Source organism: Sphingomonas desiccabilis, assembly GCF_004135605.1.
Lineage (GTDB): Bacteria > Pseudomonadota > Alphaproteobacteria > Sphingomonadales > Sphingomonadaceae > Sphingomonas > Sphingomonas desiccabilis.
Window position 1 is genome coordinate 919,289 of the sequence record NZ_SDPT01000002.1, and the last position, 15,995, is coordinate 935,283.

Sequence of the window (15,995 nt, forward strand, 5' to 3'; positions counted from 1 at the left end):
CGCACGGCTGCTCCCGCGTCAAGCGCGGCGTTGCGCCAGCCCTCGCCATGGAACGTCAGACGTTCAGGCGCGCGCGCATTTCCTTGCCGGGTTTGAAATAGGGGACGCGCTTGGCATCCACTTCGACGGTCTCGCCGGTGCGCGGGTTGCGACCGGTGCGTGCATCGCGTGCACGGGTGGAAAAAGCACCGAAGCCGCGGAGCTCGACGCGCCCGTCTTCCTTCAACTGCTCGACGATGCTGTCGAAGAAGACCGTGACGATCCGTTCCACGTCGCGCGCGGGCAGGCCGGGATTATCGGCGACCAGGCGCTGTACGAGTTCAGATCGGATCATGTCGGCCTCATCCAACCCGCCGGGTATCGGCGGAAGCGGTCGTTACGCAGGGGAACCGAACAGCTAGTTCGACAGGAGCCGAACTGCAATACAAGTTAACGCATTTGCCGCGGCGGGAAGCAACTCCCCGCCGCGGCGCAATGCTTAGCGGCCTTCGCCGCGGGCCTTCAGGGCTTCGCCCAGGATGTCGCCCAGCGACGCCCCCGAGTCGGACGAGCCATACTGTGCAACTGCCTGCTTCTCTTCGGCGATCTGCATCGCCTTGACCGAGAAGGTCGGCTTCTTCGAACGGTCGAAACCCGACACCATCGCGTCGAACTTCTGGCCGACCTGGAAGCGCTCCGGACGCTGCTCGTCGCGGTCGCGGCCGAGGTCCGTGCGCTTGATGAAGCCGGTGGCGCCATCTTCGCCGGCCTGCACTTCGAGGCCCGCGTCGCGGACTTCAAGCACGGTGACGGTGATGATCGCACCCTTGTTGAGACGGTCGCCCGAGGTGGTCACGCCCACCGCCGGAGCACCGCGCTCGAGCTGCTTCATGCCGAGCGAGATACGCTCCTTGTCCGGCTCCACGGCGAGCACGACGGCCTGAACCATCTCGCCCTTGCGGTGCAGGTTGAGCGCGTCCTCGCCCGAAATGCCCCATGCGATGTCCGACATGTGGACCATGCCGTCGACGTCGCCGTCCAGGCCCACGAACAGGCCGAACTCGGTCGCGTTCTTGACTTCGCCCTCGACGGTCGAACCGACCGGGTGGGTCTCGGCGAAACGCTCCCACGGGTTCGCCTGGGCCTGCTTGAGGCCGAGCGAGATGCGGCGCTTTTCCTGATCGACCTCGAGGACGATGACCTCGACCTCCTGGCTGGTCGACACGATCTTGCCCGGGTGGACGTTCTTCTTGGTCCAGCTCATCTCGGACACGTGGACGAGGCCCTCGATGCCCGGCTCCAGCTCGACGAACGCACCATATTCGGTGATGTTGGTCACGCGGCCCGCCAGCTTGGCGCCGACCGGATACTTGACCGAAGCGCCATCCCACGGATCGCTCTCAAGCTGCTTCATGCCGAGCGAGATGCGCTGCGTGTCGCGGTTGATGCGGATGATCTGCACGCGCACCGTGTCGCCGATGTTGAGCATCTCCGACGGGTGGCCGACGCGCTTGTAGCTGAGATCCGTGACGTGCAGCAGGCCGTCGATGCCGCCCAGGTCCACGAACGCACCGTAATCGGTGATGTTCTTGACGACGCCGTCGATCACCTGACCTTCGTGCAGCGACTGGATCAGGCCCGAACGCTGCTCGGCGCGGGTCTCTTCCAGCACCGCGCGGCGCGAGACGACGATGTTGCCGCGCTTGCGGTCCATCTTCAGGATCTGGAACGGCTGCGGGATGTCCATCAGCGGGGTCACGTCGCGGACCGGACGGATATCGACCTGGGAGCCCGGCAGGAACGCCACGGCGCCCGACAGGTCGACGGTGAAGCCACCCTTCACGCGGCCGAAGATCACGCCTTCGACGCGGGCCGACTTGGCGAACTCGGTTTCCAGCTTGTCCCAGGCGGCTTCGCGGCGGGCGCGGTCGCGGCTGAGCATCGCTTCGCCGTTCGCGTTCTCGACGCGGTCGACATAGACTTCGACTTCGTCGCCGACCTTCAGGTCCGCCTTCTGGCCCGGCGCTGCGAACTCGCGCAGCGGCACGCGGCCTTCCGACTTCAGGCCCACGTCGATGACGGCGAGGTCGTTCTCGATGCCGGTGACGGTCCCGATGACCACGCGGCCTTCGAAGCTGTCGGCCTGACCCAGCGTCTGGTCAAGCATCGCCGCGAAATCGTCGCGGCTCGGGTTTGCCAAAGAGGCCATTAGAGTTCCTGGTTCCTGTACGTTTTTCCGGCCGGCCGGTTGGTTCCGGCGGTCTTTGACCGGTGTCGCCGCGGCGGCCGGATGCCGGTCGCGGCATTCGTCGGACAGCTGCTGCAAGGGCCTTCACGCTGCATGTGAAAAAGGGCGCGTGAGGAATCACCTCCGCGCCGGCCCCGCGAGCAACCGCTCGTCGAACCCCGTACGCATAGCGCAGATGCAAGCAATTCGCAAGCTTGGGAGGTGCCGCCGATCAGGCGGTGACGCGTGCGTCCACCAGTTCGACCGCGCGCTGCACGGCGGCCTCGATCGACAGGAAGCTGGTGTCGAGCGGGGCTGCGTCCGCGGCCATCATCATCGGCGCATTGGCACGCCCGGCATCCCGCTCGTCACGCGCGCGGATGTCGGCCAGAACCTTGTCGTAGGTGACGGGCGAGCCCTGCTTCTGGAGTTCCAGGTGGCGGCGGCGTGCCCGGATCGCGGGGGTGGCCTTCACGAACAGCTTGGCGTCGGCGTCGGGCGCGATCACCGTCCCGATGTCCCGGCCGTCCAGGACCGCCCCGCCCGGCTGGGCCGCAAAGCGCCGCTGGCGTTGGAGCAGCGCGGCGCGCACCAGCGCATGGGCGGAGACCACCGATGCGATCTGGCCGACCTCGTCGCTCCGCAGCCACGGATCCTCCAGCAGCCGGTCCTCAAAGCCACAGGCGGCGATCGCATCGGCCTCCCGCTCGGGCGTGAGCTTGTCGCGAAGCACGGTCGCGGCGACGGCGCGATAGAGCAGCCCGGTGTCGAGATGGGGGAGGTTGTAATGGCGGGAAAGCGCCCGGGCGATGGTGCCCTTACCCGATGCGGCGGGTCCGTCGACTGCGATGATCATGGCCGACCCCTTGCCGCAACCGGAGCGGTCGTCAAGCGGCGGGGCGCGGCGGACCGCAGATCTGCCTCGCCTCGAAGCATCAGCCGCCGCGCGAGGCCTTGGGGGTGGCGGTTTTTGACAGCGCCCTTGCGCTATGGCAAGGCGCGCGCCACTTCTCGGGCACCAGTCCCGATACCCAAAATCCCACACCGAAAGGCAAGAGCGGCACATGGTGAAGCCGGAATGGGGCACGAAGCGGACGTGCCCGAAATGCGCGACGCGCTTCTATGACCTTGGCAAGGAAGATCCCGTCACCTGCATCGAATGCGGCGTGACCTGGAATCCGGAGCCGATCCTGAAGTCCAAGCAGCCGCTTCCCTTCGAAGCTGCCAAGCCCGTCGGCGAGAAGGAGGCGGACAAGGATTCCGATCTCGGCGACGAGGATCTGGACATCGACGGTGAGGATGAGCCCTCGGCCGACGACGACGTCGATCTCGGCGGCGACGACGATCTGGGCGTCAACACCCAGGACGAAGACGAGGAAAACTGATCCTCGCGCCGGACGCTGAGCCGGCGATTTGAAAAAAGGTTGGGCAAGCGCCGAAAAGGCGCTTGCCAAGCCCAAAAGGCCCGATTAGAGGGCGCCTTCCCCGGACACGGGGATCCCGGAGCGGCTCCGACAAGGAGCGGCAAAAACGGCGTGGGGCCGTAGCTCAGCTGGGAGAGCGTCGCAATGGCATTGCGAAGGTCAGGGGTTCGATCCCCCTCGGCTCCACCATTCTAAGTAGCTGTCACTGGCGTTTCATGCAGGCCTTCGGCCGCTCCTCGGTGGCATCTTCCTCACGCATTGGTATCGCGCGGATATCGCACCGTTCCTTGCAGATGGAGCCGGTCGCGTGCGCTGACCCGGCCTCCCGCTGGCTGCTTCGCAGCGCAGCCACGCCTTGTTTTCTCATCGCAGACACGGGCGGGACGCTGCGCCGGAGCATCGGCCTGACGCACCGCGACGACCGGCAGCCCTCGCAGCCCCAAACCGCGTCCGCGGACATGTTCTGCATCGCCGGCGGAATGGACTTCAGGAAAAGCAATGGAGCGCGGGCCGTTCCGATATGCCTGATGCCGGCCGCCGCATTAGCTCTTGGGCATGGACCGGACCATCCCTTTGGCGTTCATCGGCTTTGGTGAGGCGGCGCAGGCCTTCTGCGAAGGCTGGGGCGAGCACCCGCCCGCTGCGATTCGCGTGTTCGACATCAAGACCCAGGCGGCGGACACCATGGCCGCCAAGCGCGCGGACTATGCGCGTTTCCGGGTGGCTGGCTGCGGCAGCGTGGCCGAGGCACTTGCCTCTGCCCGGGCGGTGTGAGCCTGGTCACCGCGGACCAGGCGCTGGAAGCGGCCGAATGCGCCGCTGCGACGATCGCGTCGGGCAGCGTCTATTTCGATGGCAACAGCGTGGCCCCGGACACAAAGCGCGCTGCCGCCAGGCGCATCGAGGCGGCGGGCGCACATTATGTCGACGTGGCGGTAATGGCGCCGGTGCGCCCGGCGCTCCTATCGGTGCCGCTGCTGCTCGCCGGCCGCCATGCCGATGCGGGCCAGGCCCTGCTCGCGCAACTGGGCTTTTCCGCACGCGTAGTCCCCGGCGACGTCGGGGCCGCGAGCGCGATCAAGATGCTGCGCTCGATCGTCATCAAGGGGCTGGAGGCGCTGACCGCCGAATGCCTGCTGTCCGCACGCGCCGCCGGGGTCGAGGAGGAGGTGCTCGCCTCCCTCGACGCGAGCTTCCCCCGCTGGGACTGGCGGACGCGGGCCGACTACAACCTCGACCGCATGCTCGTCCACGGGCTGCGCCGCGCCGCCGAGATGCGCGAATCCGCTGCAACGGCCGCCGGGCTTGGGCAGTCGGGTGCCATGGCGGCCGCGACCGCCGACTGGCAGCAGCGACTGGGCAGCCTCTGCCTCTCTCCGCTTCCCGAGGGGCTGGCCGCCAAGGCCGATGCCGTCCTCGCCGCCACAGGAAAGCACGACCAATGATCATCGACTGCCACGGCCATTATACCACCGCACCCGCCAAGCACACCGAGTGGCGCGAGCAGCAGAAGGGCGCGTTCAAGACCGGCGGAGACATCGATCCCGCCTATCCGCAGATCAGCGACGACGAGATCCGCGAGACGATCGAGGCCAACCAGCTGCGCCTGCTGCGCGAGCGCGGAGCCGACATGACGATCTTTTCGCCGCGCGCCTCCGCCATGGCGCCGCACGTCGGCGATGCCGCCACCAACCGTATCTGGGCCGAGCGCTCGAACGACCTCATCAAGCGGGTGGTCGACCTCTACCCCGAGACGTTCGTCGGCGTGTGCCAGCTGCCGCAGACGCCGGAGCTGTCGATCGACCAGTCTATCGCCGAGCTGGAGCGGTGCGTGACCGAGCTAGGCTTCGTCGGCTGCAACCTCAATCCCGATCCCTCGGGTGGCAAGTTCAGCGCGCCGCCGCTCACCGACCGCGCCTGGTACCCGTTCTTCGAGAAGATGGTCGAGCTCGACGTGCCGGCGATGATCCACGTGTCGGGCAGCTGCAACCCGGCGATGCACGCGACCGGCGCCTATTACATCGCCGCCGACACCATCGCCTTCATGCAGTTCATCGAGGGCGACCTGTTCCGGGATTTCCCCGACCTGCGCTTCATCATCCCGCACGGCGGCGGCGCGGTGCCCTATCACTGGGGGCGCTATCGCGGGCTTTCGGACATGCTCAAGCGCCCGCCGCTTGCCGAGCATGTCATGAAGAACGTCTTCTTCGACACCTGCGTCTATCACCAGCCGGGAATCGACCTGCTGTTCGAGGTGATCGACGTGGACAACATCCTGTTCGGGTCGGAGATGGTGGGGGCGGTGCGAGGCATCGACCCCCAGACGGGCCGGTATTTCGACGACACCAAGCGCTACATCGACGCGCTGGCGATTCCCGACGCGGACAAGCGCAAGGTGTTCGAGGGCAACGCCCGCCGGGTCTATCCGCGGCTGGACGCGCAGCTGAAGGCACGGGGGCTCTGATGGCGGACTTCCAGATGGATCCGAACTGGCTGTGCTGGGACCCGGCGCCGAGTGCGCCTCGCTTCACCCCGCCGCCGGGCGCCGTGGACGCGCATTGCCATGTGTTCGGCCCCGGTGATGTTTTTCCCTATGCGCCCGAGCGCAAATACACGCCGTGCGACGCCAGCAAGGAGCAGCTGTTCGCGCTGCGCGACCACCTGGGCTTCGCGCGCAACGTGATCGTGCAGGCGACCTGCCACGGCGCCGACAATCGCGCGCTGGTCGCTGCGCTCCAGGCAGCGGAGGGACGCGCGCGCGGCGTGGCGACGGTCCGCGACACGGTGACGGACGAAGAGCTAGCGGCGCTCGACGCGGCCGGCGTCCGCGGCGTGCGCTTCAACTTCGTGCGGCGGCTCGTCGATCCCAAGCCCGACGCCTATTACCGCGCGATCATCGACCGGATCGCGCCGCTCGGCTGGCACGTCGTCATCTATTTCGAGGCGGCCGACCTGGAGGAGCGCTGGGATTTCTTCACGTCGCTGCCGACGACCGTCGTCGTCGACCATATGGGCCGCCCGGACGTGACCAAGTCGGTCGACGGGCCGGAGTTCGGCCGCTTCGTCCGGCTGATGGCCGAGCACGAGAATGTCTGGAGCAAGGTGAGCTGCCCCGAGCGGCTGTCAAAGTCCGGTCCGCCGACCTACGATGACGTCGTGCCGTTTGCCCGCATGCTCGTCGAACGCTTCCCCGACCGGGTGCTGTGGGGCACCGACTGGCCGCACCCGAACATGACCAGCCACATGCCCGACGACGGCGCGCTGGTGGACATCATCCCGCGGATCGCGCCGACCGAGGCCCTTCAACAGGCCCTGCTGGTGGACAATCCGGCGCGCCTCTACTGGCGCTGAGGCGCCGGCAGCCCGGCGCTAGTCGCCGAACACCGATGCGATGGTGCCGGCTGCGGCGCTCGACAGCAGCCGGTCTGCCAGCGCGCGGGGATCCGCGACGGGCATGCTTGCCTTGGCGGCGCATGCGACGAACTTCTCCACCAGCGCTTCGCTGGAGAGCGGGTTGCTGGGGTGGCCGAGCGGCTGGAGCCGCTCGCCCTGCCACGGCGCTTGGCCGTGGAGGTGGATGGTCATGGCGCCCGCGGTGGCGCGGTCGCGTCCCCAGTCGGGGCGGCGGCGCGGCACGACGCGCGTGCTCAGCATCAATATGGCGGGGTCGGCGAGGCTTTCCGCGCCGAAGTCGTCGAGCGTGACCTGGCCGGTTTGGAGCGCGAGCGCGACGGTGAAGGGGATGCTGAACTTGGCGGCAATGGCAGTTGCGGGCGTCGCCTTGGCCGCCAGCGGCTCGACGAGCATCTGCTGCACCTCTCCCACGTCCACCTCGATCCGCTCGATGGACGCGAGGTCGGGGATGGCGGTCAGAGCCTCCAGCGCGAGTTCAATGAAGGCGTGGGTGCCGCGGCAGGCAGGCCATGGCTTGAAGCTGAGCGCTTCGCCCCAGAAGCGTTCCCCGAGCGTATCGAACAGATCGTCCGGATCGAAGGCGCCGCCGGCGTAAAGCGCGTAGAAGCCGCCCTTGCCCCCGATGGGATCGGAAAAGCCACGGACGCCGGCCTCGGCGAGCAGGACGCTTTCCACCGCGGCCCGGGCGGCGAATGCCTCCCGCGTCGCGCGCAGCGTGCTGTGTGGGTCGGAACCGATGGCACCCGGGGCGGTCACGGCACACAGGGTTAGCGACAGGGCGGCGCGAACCTGATCGGCGTTCAGCCCGATGACGCGCGCGGCCGTGGCGGTGGCGCCGAGCGCGCCCAGCAGCGGTGGCGGATACCAGCCGGCCTGCTCCATCGGCTGACGCAATGCCAGGCCCAGCCGGCAGGTGAGGTCGCAGCCGATCGCGAGTGCGGCAAGGAGACTGCGCCCATCCAGGCCGCCCCGGGCTTCGGTCAGCGCCAGGGCGGCGGGGATTGCCGAAGCGTGCGGGTGCAGGGCGCCCCGGTCGAACGTGTCGCCGAAGTCGAGCGCGTGCGCCATGGCGCCGTTGGCAGCAGCGGCCAACGCCGGGGTGCTGCGGATGGCGGTGCCCAGAACGGTACAGGGGCCGGGCTCAGCCGCAGCGAGGCGGAGGAACGGCTGCACGTCTTCGCTCGAGCCGCTCGCCGCGAGCATGACGCCGATGCCGTCCAGCAGGGCGCGGGCAGTGGCGGTGATTGCGGTGTCGGGAAGGTCGGTCGCGGCGAAGCTGGCAATATGTTCGGCGAGTTGTGCGGAGACGGTCATGAGGCAGCGCTTGCGTCCGCGACGCATCGGTAACTTGCGGCATCGTTCGGATCGCTCCGGCCGTCGTACTGAGCAACCTGCGGGAAGGGGCACAGCAAGCGGCGGAACCGTTCGGTCCCTTCGACCTGCTTGGTGGCTACCAGACTGACCGGCGGGATGCCTCGCTCAACCCAGTGGATTACCGCCCACAGGATGTCGCGCGAGGGGTCGCCCGGCCAACTGGGCTGTCCCGACCCGCCAAAGCCATCGGCACCGGGGCCTCCCTGGCAATGATACATGCCCGGCACCATGAACAGCCGGACTGCACTGGACAGCCCCTTGGCACCGTGCACCTTCGCCAGCGATTGATAGTAGGTGGTGGTGGGTCCGGCATTGGTCGAAGGGTCCGCCCAGCCCTGGTAGAGGATTGCCTTTCCGCCGGCCTTCACGAAGGGCGTGATGCGGGTGCTGTCTGCACGCAGTTGCGGCATGATGCGATTGATCGCCGCCAGGTCCGCGGTGCGGCGAAAGCTGTCCTCGTCCCAATCCGGATCGTCATAGACGGCATCGGCCCACATGGCGCGCAGCAAGGGGGAGGGCGGTCCGGGCCGAGTGCGCACGCCGGGCAGCAAGCCGCCATCCAGGGCACGCCCGCTCTCATCGCGGAGCGGGGCGATGATCTGGTCCAGCATCGCGCGCTTGGGCGCCGTGAGGCACGCTCCGGCGGTGCCGGGCTTGCACTCGAGTACCCGGGTGTCGAACCGGCAGGCGCGTGGATCCGCAACGATCCCGTCACCGACGTCATCGATGGCATCGCACTGGTGCGTCACCGCGTTCTCGTAGAGCGACCAGTCGGCATCGGTCAGCGCGGCCGCGGGGTTGCGCTTCTGCTGGAGCGCGAACCACATCATGCGGACCGACTGGAGCGGCATGTAGGGCCCCGGCGCGCCTGCGACGATCCCGTCGAAGTCGCGTGGATACTCCTGCAACTCCTTGAGGCCTTGGCGCCCGCCGCCCGAGCAGCCCAGGAAATAGCTGCGGTCGGCGGACCTGCCATAGAAGCGCCGGACCAGGCGCTTGACCGCCACGGTGGTGAGATGGGTGGCGCGATGTGCGTAATCCTCGCGCGCCTTCGCATCCGCCATCCAGCGCGATTGCGTCTTCTTGTGACCGCTGTCGGTGGAGAAGGTGGCGAAGCCTTCTTCCAGTCGACGGGCCATGTCAGAATGGTTGAATTGCCCGGCATCGCCACCCACCCCGCCTGCAAGCAGACGTCCATTCCACTGGACCGGAACCGGCATCCACAGATCGAAGCCGATGTTGCCTTCGATCCTGCCCTGCACCCGGCACAGCGGCCTCGAAACGGGGCGTGGCCGGTAGCTGCTGTCGCTTTCCGCCGTCCAGCGCGGTGCCGGCACGATGGGGGTGGCCGTATCCACCACCACCGTGCCTTCGCGTCCGACGAGTGCCGCGCAACCATTGGCGGGGGCCGCGAGTGCAAACAGGGCGGCGAGCAGGCTCATCAGAACTTGACCCCGGCGGTCACGGAGATCACGCGCGGGATCGGGTTGGCCGACTGCGGGTCATAGCCGCGGGTGGTGTCGACAAACGGCGGTTCCTCGTTGAGCAGGTTGCGGGCATCGACCGACAGCGTGAGCCGCGGCGTCACCTCATAGCCGAGGTACAGGTCGACCGTGTCGTAGTTGCTGACCCGCTGGCTCGGCGCGATGGTGGTATTGAGATAGCCCGCGAGATGGTTGAGCGTCGCCCGAGCCCGCAACCCTCCATATGCAATCCCGGCGTCCGCCTGCATCCGGAAGCTCTGGGTGAAGCCGAAGGTGTCGAGGACCTGGGCATAGTCGGCACGCGGCACGGCCTTAAAGTCATAGGTCAGGTACTTGGTGCCCTGGACGCCCGCGTCGAGATCTACGCCGGACCAGTTCCAGCGATAGGTCAGGCCGAAGTCGAGCCCGCGCAGCTTGGTGCTGCCAAGGTTCTGGCGACGGCCATCGACGATGAAGGTGACGGCATCCGCGTTGATCGCTTGGTTGATCGGTAGCCCCGATGCGAGCAGCGCGGCGATCTGGGCCTGGGTCGGGTTCTGGGTGACGAAGTCGGCGTAGAGCGGATTGGTCAGGATGCCGGGCGTGCCACGCAGTGCCTGGATCTGGTCGGAATAGTCGATGCGGAAATAGGTCAGGTTGGCGACCAGTCCCGGGATTTCAGGAGGTGCCGCCTCCACGCCAAAGGACCAGGTGGTAGCGGTCTCCGGGCGGAGGTCCGGGTTGCCCCCGGCGATGCCGATGCCGATCGCGTTGCCGTTGAGACCCGGCAGGGTGTCGAAATACAGTCCGGCGCCGCCACCGACGGTGGATACTTCGGTAAAGGTCGGTGCGCGGAACGACGTGCCGTAGGTGCCCTTCAGCGAGAGGCCCTGGAACGGCTGGTAGGTCAGGCCGATCTTCGGATTGGTGGTGCTGCCGAAGTCGCTGTAATTCTCGTGCCGCAGGGCGAGGCTGAGCGACAGCCGCTCGATCCCGGGCCGGGCGTTGGCATTGCCGACCAGCGGCACGAACAGCTCGCCGAACACGGCGTCCACGTTGCGCGTCCCGTCGTCCGCGAGGTCGACCGGCGTCGCCGCTTGGCCGGTGGTGAGATTCGTGAAGGTGTACTCGATCCGGTGCTCATACCCGACCGCAAGCCGTACCTCGCCACCGGCAAGCGCGAACAGCGAGCCGTCGACCTGGGCATTGAACACGTCCAGTTTGGTACGCCCGGCAATGATGAAGAGATTGTCCGTCACCCGGGCGAGGGTGTCTGGATTGTTGGGGCCGCCGAACAGGTTGAGTGCGGTTGCGGGGTTGGTGTCCGCAAGCGCCGCGTTCAGGGCGCCGGTGTTGATGCCGGTGCGGCGGTCGGCGACCTCCTCCGCTTCGCCATGCTGGTAGTAGGCGGTCGCCCGGAAGTTGCCGAAGAGCTTTGCCTCGACGCCGGCGACGGCGTTCCAGGTTTCCGCCCAATAGGGCCATTTGACCGTGCCGATCTCGGGAAAGAAGGAATAGCCGACCTGCACGGACGTGGCGCCGGCTACGGGCGATACGAAGAACGGGTTCGTGTCGCGCACCGTCGCGGTGGTGGAGAGGACGGCCGGGATCACGCCCTCGCGCCGGGACCAGAAGCCGTCGGCGAAGACGCGCACGCCCTCGGCCAGTTCCTGGCTGGCGGCCGCGACCACGCTGTAGCGATCCTGTTCCGGGATGACGGCCTCGGCGCCGCTGTAGAAGCAGCGGTTCGCGGTCCCGGGCGTGAGCGAGCCGACGTTCGCCGCCGTGACCCCGCCGTCCGGGATGGCATAGGTGCTGCCCCCTGCGGTGATGGTGCCGGGGTTGCAGGTGGTGACGCGCAGATCCCGCCCGCCGCGATCGCGGTTGTCGTCGTGGTAGAAGTCGAGGCGATCGCCAAACAGCGCCGAGTTGCGGGTCCATTCGCCGGAAATCATCGCCCAACCGTTGTCCCAGCGCTTGCCGGCCAGGATGGCGAACTGCTTCTCGTCGTAGGATTTGTCGGTGAAGCCGTAGCGGGCCCGCGCTTCGAGCCCGTCGAAGTCCTTGCGCAGGATGAAGTTCACCACGCCTGCCACCGCGTCGGAACCGTAGATCGCCGAAGCGCCGTCGGCGACCACCTCTACCCGGCTCAGCGCGATTGACGGGATCACGGAGGGATCGGTGAACTGCCCCTGCGTGCCCTGCGGCGGGAAGCGGCGACCGTCATAGAGGAGCAGCGTCGCGTTGGTGCTCAGGCCGCGCAGGTTGATGCCGGCCCCGCGCGTGGCGTTCGCAGCGCCGTTCTGGCTGCTGCCGCCGGCGCGGTTGGCGCCCAGCGACACCACCTGCGGCACGCGCCGCAACAGGTCGTTGACGGAGGTCACCGGCTCCTGCGCGATGCGCTCCTGATCGATCGCGATGACGTTCGATCCGACCGGCGCCACCCCGCGGATGCGGCTTCCGGTGACGACGACTTCACCGCCCGCGTCTGCCGGTGCGGGTACGTTCAACGGGGGCGCATCGGCCGGCAAGGCGCCGTCGTCGCGGGCGGTCGCCTCCGGGACGGGCTGCGCAGTCTGGGCAAAGGCAGGTGCAAAACAGCCGGCGGCAAGCGCAATGGTTGCAGCGCCGCAGGTCCAGCGAGCGGTCTTCAGCATCTCTCTCTCCTTTTGCGCCCGCCAGCATCTACGCGCCGGTCGAACGGTGATGTCGTGGATCGGTCAGGTCAGGTCAGGTCGCCTCCGCCTGGGCCGCGTTCACGCGGCGACTGAGGCGCGGCGCGACCGACAGCAGCACGATGGCGGCGATCAGGATGGCGGCGCCGGTCGTCTCGGCAGCCGTGGGGCGCCGCAGGCCCCAGCCGAATGCGAGCAGATAGGCGGCAAGGATGCCGGCGAGCAGGCTCGCCGCGCGCTCCAGGGGAACGCAATAGCTGTTCTCGCGCGCGTCCAGCAGGATGATGGCGGCAAAGACCGAGACGATCGTCAGGGTGGCCGCGATCCCGACGATCGGCAGCAACGCCGGGCTGCTCCAGATGCCGACGAAGCCCCATTCGAGTTCGCCCGCCTGGGTGCCGAGCCCCGAGGCGCCGAGCAGGGCCAGGGCGGCAACCGACATCGGCAGCGCGATCATCTTCTCCTCGACGAAATACTTGCGGATCGAGGCCGGGTCGCCGGACTTCGACACCTGCGTCATCACGGCGAGGCGGATGAAGTAGCCGAGCGTGTAGAGAACCACGGTCGCGATCGCGAGCGGCGGCAGCCCCAGCTCCCCGCGCGCCTGCAGCGTGATGGCCAGCGCCACCAGGACCATGACCAACGCCACCCAGCTCCACCAGCGCACGCGGCGGCCGAACAGGATGTCGACCAGGGGCGCGATGATGAGGATGTCGCCGCGCATCAGCAGCTGGATGAAGGGGATGCTCACCCCCTGGAAGGTGAAGGACAGCGGCACCGTGAACAGCACCAGGGCGGTGCCGATGCCGGACAAGAAGGTGTAGCGGGTCGGGATCGGGACGCGCCGGCCGGCGATCCGGACCGCCTTGGCGTCCCGGTGCCAGCCGGACCACCAGATGAAGAGATAGGTGAGCAGCAGGTTGAGGATCAGTGACGCCGGCAGCGTCTCGAGACCGGTCAGCGGGCGGCCGAGTGTCGGGTCCGGCGCGCTCGTCAGCAGCTTGGTGATCAGGATGTTGGGGATGTACGCGAGGAAATAGAGCCCCACGATTCCTTCGAGCGGAAGGCTCTTCCAGCGCATCATTGGGCCTCCACCAGTTCGACCATCTCGGGAGTGACGCGGTAGCCGGCGTTCAGGCCCGCTTCGCGCGTGACCGCACGCATGTAGTCGACGACCTCATCGTGGCGCGGGTCGTCAGGGGTCACGATGCGCGGCACGGCGTCCCTATCGATGTAGAGCGGGAGAAAGCCCGACCGGGTGATCCGGCCGTCGGCAATCTCCAGTCGCGCCACCAACGACAGGCGCGACGCCTTGGGAAAATTGTAGAGGCTGTCGAAATCGGGCTCCCACTCCTCTGCAAGCACCCGGATCTCGTTGAAGCTCTTGGATGCCGCATGGGCCGGGTCCATGCGCAGGTCGGTCGCGAAGTTGCACAGCGAGTGGAAGACGGGCGCGCCGTCGATCATCTCGCATCCCTTCAGGATGTGCGCGTGCCCGCCCAGGATCGCGTCGGCACCCGCCGCAATGGCCGCACGGGCGACGTCCCGCTGATAGTCGGCGATGGCGGCACGGACGAAATGGATGCCCCAGTGGTGGGAGACGACGACGACGTCGGCTTCCGCCTTCGCGCTGCGGATGTCGGCCTCCATCGCGGCCAGATCCTCGCGGTGCGGATAGGTGTGGGTGCGCGGCGGCGTGCCCGGCTGGTCGTGCTCGATCTGCTCATAGACCGTAAAGGCGCGCATCGGGGCACAGCCGGGCCGCCGTTCGTCAGCCCAGTAGCTCATCGGCAGGATGCTGGAATAGGCGAGGATCGCCACCCGGGTGTCGTCGGGCAGGGTGAAGCGGGCCGGCTTGCGCGCCTCATGGATGTTGGCGCCGGCACCGGCGACCTGGATGCCGGCGGCTTCGAGATGCCGCTTGGTCTCGAAGAACGCGTCATTGCCCCAGTCGAGCACATGGTTGCCCGCCATCGAGATGCAGTCGAACCCGGCGCGCGCCAGCGCGGCTGCGCCGTCCGGCCGCGCCAGCACGGCGTGACGCGCCTGGGGCGCGCGGACGCCTTTTTCGGCAAAGCTGGTTTCGAGCTGCCCGAAGACGATGTCCGCGGCGCGCAGCGTGTCGGCGGCGGCGACGAAGCTCTCGTCGTAATCCTCGCGATCCATCGCGAGATCGCCGGTTGCGAGCAGAACCTGGGTCATCCGGCACCTCCGAAGCGGACCGGGACGTTCAGCGCGCCGATTTCGGGAAAGCGAGTCGGCAGCGGTTCGCCGGCGAGCTCGAAGCCTGGCGCCGCGGCCAGCAGTTCCTCGATCGCGACGCGCAACTCCAGTCGGGCAAGCCCCGCACCGACGCAGTTGTGCGGGCCGCGCCCGAAGGCGAGCGAGTCCTTCATGTTCGGGCGGTCGAGCCGGAAGCTGTCCGGTTCCGGGAACACGTCGGCGTCGCGGTTCGCAGAGGCATAGACCAGGGCGATGGGCTCGTCGGCCGGGATGGTGCGGCCGCGGATGGTCACGTCGGTGACGGCGGTGCGGGCAAAACCGCGATACGGCGCATAGAGCCGCAGGAATTCCTCCGTTGCGGCGGGGATCAACGCCGGATTCGCCCGAAGCTGCTGCTGGAGCGCCGGATCGCGCGCGAGGTGAACGGCGATCGAGCCGATCAGGACGCTGGGCGCGATGATGCCGACCACCAGCACCTGGCGGATGGTGCCGACGATCATCTCTTCGGGCAGCGGCGCACCGTCGACGCGCACGGCGAGCAGCGCGCTGGTCGCGTCCTCCTCCACCGGCAGGGGGGATGCGCGGCGCTCCGCCACGATCGCGCGCGCCATGTCGTACAGAAGCAGGCTCGACGTCTTGGTAGTGTCCATGTCGTTGGACTGGACCGCGACATTATAGTCACGGCCGACCCGCGTAAGTTCTGCCACGGCTTCGGGCGAGAGGTTCATCCAGGTCGCAAAGGTCGCGATCGGCATGTGCGCGGAAAAGTCGCCGACGATGTCGCCGCCTCCCTTGGCCACCATGTCCGTGAGCAGATCCCGGCAGATGCGGCGGACGTCCGGCTCTAGCCGGTTGATACGGCGCTCCGTGAACAAGGGGGCAAGCGCCCGGCGATAGGGGGTGTGCTCGGGCGGGTCGAGATGAAGCGGTGGCCGGCGCCCGGTAAAGGCGACCTTGGGGATGACGTTCTGCTTGGACGTGACAAAGGTCTGCCAGTCTGCGGCGGCGGCGGCGACATCCTCGTGCTTCATCAATGCCCAGAAGCCGCCCCATGCTTCACTGTGCGCGACGGGACATTGCTGGCGCAGCCGGGCATAGTCGGCGTGCGCGCTGTCGAATTGCTCGGGTTGGAGCGGATCAAAGTCATGCGACATAGCAATCACGTATCGCGGAATGAAAGCGCTTGCAAGCCGCTTGCGGGATGGCCGCCGAGAGT

Annotated in this window: 14 protein-coding genes and 1 tRNA gene; 6 read left to right on the forward strand and 9 right to left on the reverse strand. The window is 67.8% G+C overall.

What is annotated here, in order from left to right:
- Positions 1-55: 55 nt before the first annotated feature.
- From ihfB to EO081_RS12535, 3 genes are all read right to left on the reverse strand, one after another.
- On the reverse strand, positions 56-334 hold the full coding sequence (ihfB, locus tag EO081_RS12525; RefSeq protein ID WP_129342219.1) for an integration host factor subunit beta: 279 nt from the start codon (positions 332-334) through the stop codon (positions 56-58).
- 144 nt (positions 335-478) lie between these two features.
- A complete protein-coding gene (gene rpsA, locus EO081_RS12530; protein WP_129342220.1) occupies positions 479-2,188 on the reverse strand; it encodes a 30S ribosomal protein S1 in 1,710 nt (569 codons plus the stop codon).
- A gap of 250 nt (positions 2,189-2,438) precedes the next feature.
- Positions 2,439-3,062, reverse strand: a complete 624-nt coding sequence (locus EO081_RS12535) for a (d)CMP kinase (protein WP_129342221.1) — start codon at positions 3,060-3,062, stop codon at positions 2,439-2,441.
- A 208-nt stretch (positions 3,063-3,270) separates the two neighbouring features.
- Between EO081_RS12535 and EO081_RS12540 the strand changes: the two genes are divergently transcribed.
- The 6 genes from EO081_RS12540 to EO081_RS12560 all read left to right on the forward strand — a co-directional run bounded on the left by EO081_RS12540 (position 3,271) and on the right by EO081_RS12560 (position 6,981).
- On the forward strand, positions 3,271-3,591 hold the full coding sequence (locus tag EO081_RS12540; RefSeq protein ID WP_129342222.1) for an FYDLN acid domain-containing protein: 321 nt from the start codon (positions 3,271-3,273) through the stop codon (positions 3,589-3,591).
- A 152-nt stretch (positions 3,592-3,743) separates the two neighbouring features.
- Positions 3,744-3,819: transfer RNA gene (locus EO081_RS12545), tRNA-Ala, on the forward strand.
- Between the two features lie 366 nt (positions 3,820-4,185).
- Positions 4,186-4,404, forward strand: a complete 219-nt coding sequence (locus EO081_RS17075) for a hypothetical protein (protein WP_240697653.1) — start codon at positions 4,186-4,188, stop codon at positions 4,402-4,404.
- Entirely contained in the window at positions 4,401-5,075 is a 675-nt protein-coding gene (locus EO081_RS12550) for a DUF1932 domain-containing protein (protein ID WP_240697654.1), read from the forward strand. Before EO081_RS17075 ends, EO081_RS12550 begins: the two co-directional genes overlap by 4 nt.
- Positions 5,072-6,094: an amidohydrolase family protein gene (locus EO081_RS12555; RefSeq protein ID WP_129342223.1), complete on the forward strand. Its 1,023-nt coding sequence runs from the start codon at positions 5,072-5,074 to the stop codon at positions 6,092-6,094. The genes EO081_RS12550 and EO081_RS12555 overlap by 4 nt, the downstream gene beginning before the upstream one ends.
- Positions 6,094-6,981: an amidohydrolase family protein gene (locus tag EO081_RS12560; protein ID WP_129342224.1), complete on the forward strand. Its 888-nt coding sequence runs from the start codon at positions 6,094-6,096 to the stop codon at positions 6,979-6,981. The genes EO081_RS12555 and EO081_RS12560 overlap by 1 nt, the downstream gene beginning before the upstream one ends.
- 18 nt (positions 6,982-6,999) lie before the next feature.
- Here the strand turns inward: EO081_RS12560 and EO081_RS12565 are convergent, their stop codons facing one another.
- From EO081_RS12565 to EO081_RS12590, 6 genes are all read right to left on the reverse strand, one after another.
- Entirely contained in the window at positions 7,000-8,358 is a 1,359-nt protein-coding gene (locus EO081_RS12565) for an MmgE/PrpD family protein (RefSeq protein ID WP_129342225.1), read from the reverse strand.
- Positions 8,355-9,860 carry a tannase/feruloyl esterase family alpha/beta hydrolase gene (locus EO081_RS12570; protein ID WP_240697655.1) on the reverse strand — a complete coding sequence of 502 codons (1,506 nt, stop codon included), beginning with the start codon at positions 9,858-9,860 and terminating at the stop codon, positions 8,355-8,357. Before EO081_RS12570 ends, EO081_RS12565 begins: the two co-directional genes overlap by 4 nt.
- Positions 9,860-12,538: a TonB-dependent receptor plug domain-containing protein gene (locus EO081_RS12575; RefSeq protein WP_129342226.1), complete on the reverse strand. Its 2,679-nt coding sequence runs from the start codon at positions 12,536-12,538 to the stop codon at positions 9,860-9,862. The genes EO081_RS12570 and EO081_RS12575 overlap by 1 nt, the downstream gene beginning before the upstream one ends.
- A gap of 73 nt (positions 12,539-12,611) precedes the next feature.
- Positions 12,612-13,640 (reverse strand): hypothetical protein, encoded by a 1,029-nt coding sequence (locus tag EO081_RS12580; RefSeq protein WP_129342227.1) that lies wholly within the window; start codon positions 13,638-13,640, stop codon positions 12,612-12,614.
- The gene (locus EO081_RS12585; RefSeq protein WP_129342228.1) at positions 13,637-14,758 is read right to left on the reverse strand and encodes a CapA family protein; all 1,122 of its coding nucleotides are present in this window, start codon (positions 14,756-14,758) and stop codon (positions 13,637-13,639) included. The genes EO081_RS12580 and EO081_RS12585 overlap by 4 nt, the downstream gene beginning before the upstream one ends.
- A complete protein-coding gene (locus EO081_RS12590) occupies positions 14,755-15,933 on the reverse strand; it encodes a cytochrome P450 (RefSeq protein ID WP_129342229.1) in 1,179 nt (392 codons plus the stop codon). Before EO081_RS12590 ends, EO081_RS12585 begins: the two co-directional genes overlap by 4 nt.
- Between the last annotated feature and the right edge of the window lie 62 nt (positions 15,934-15,995).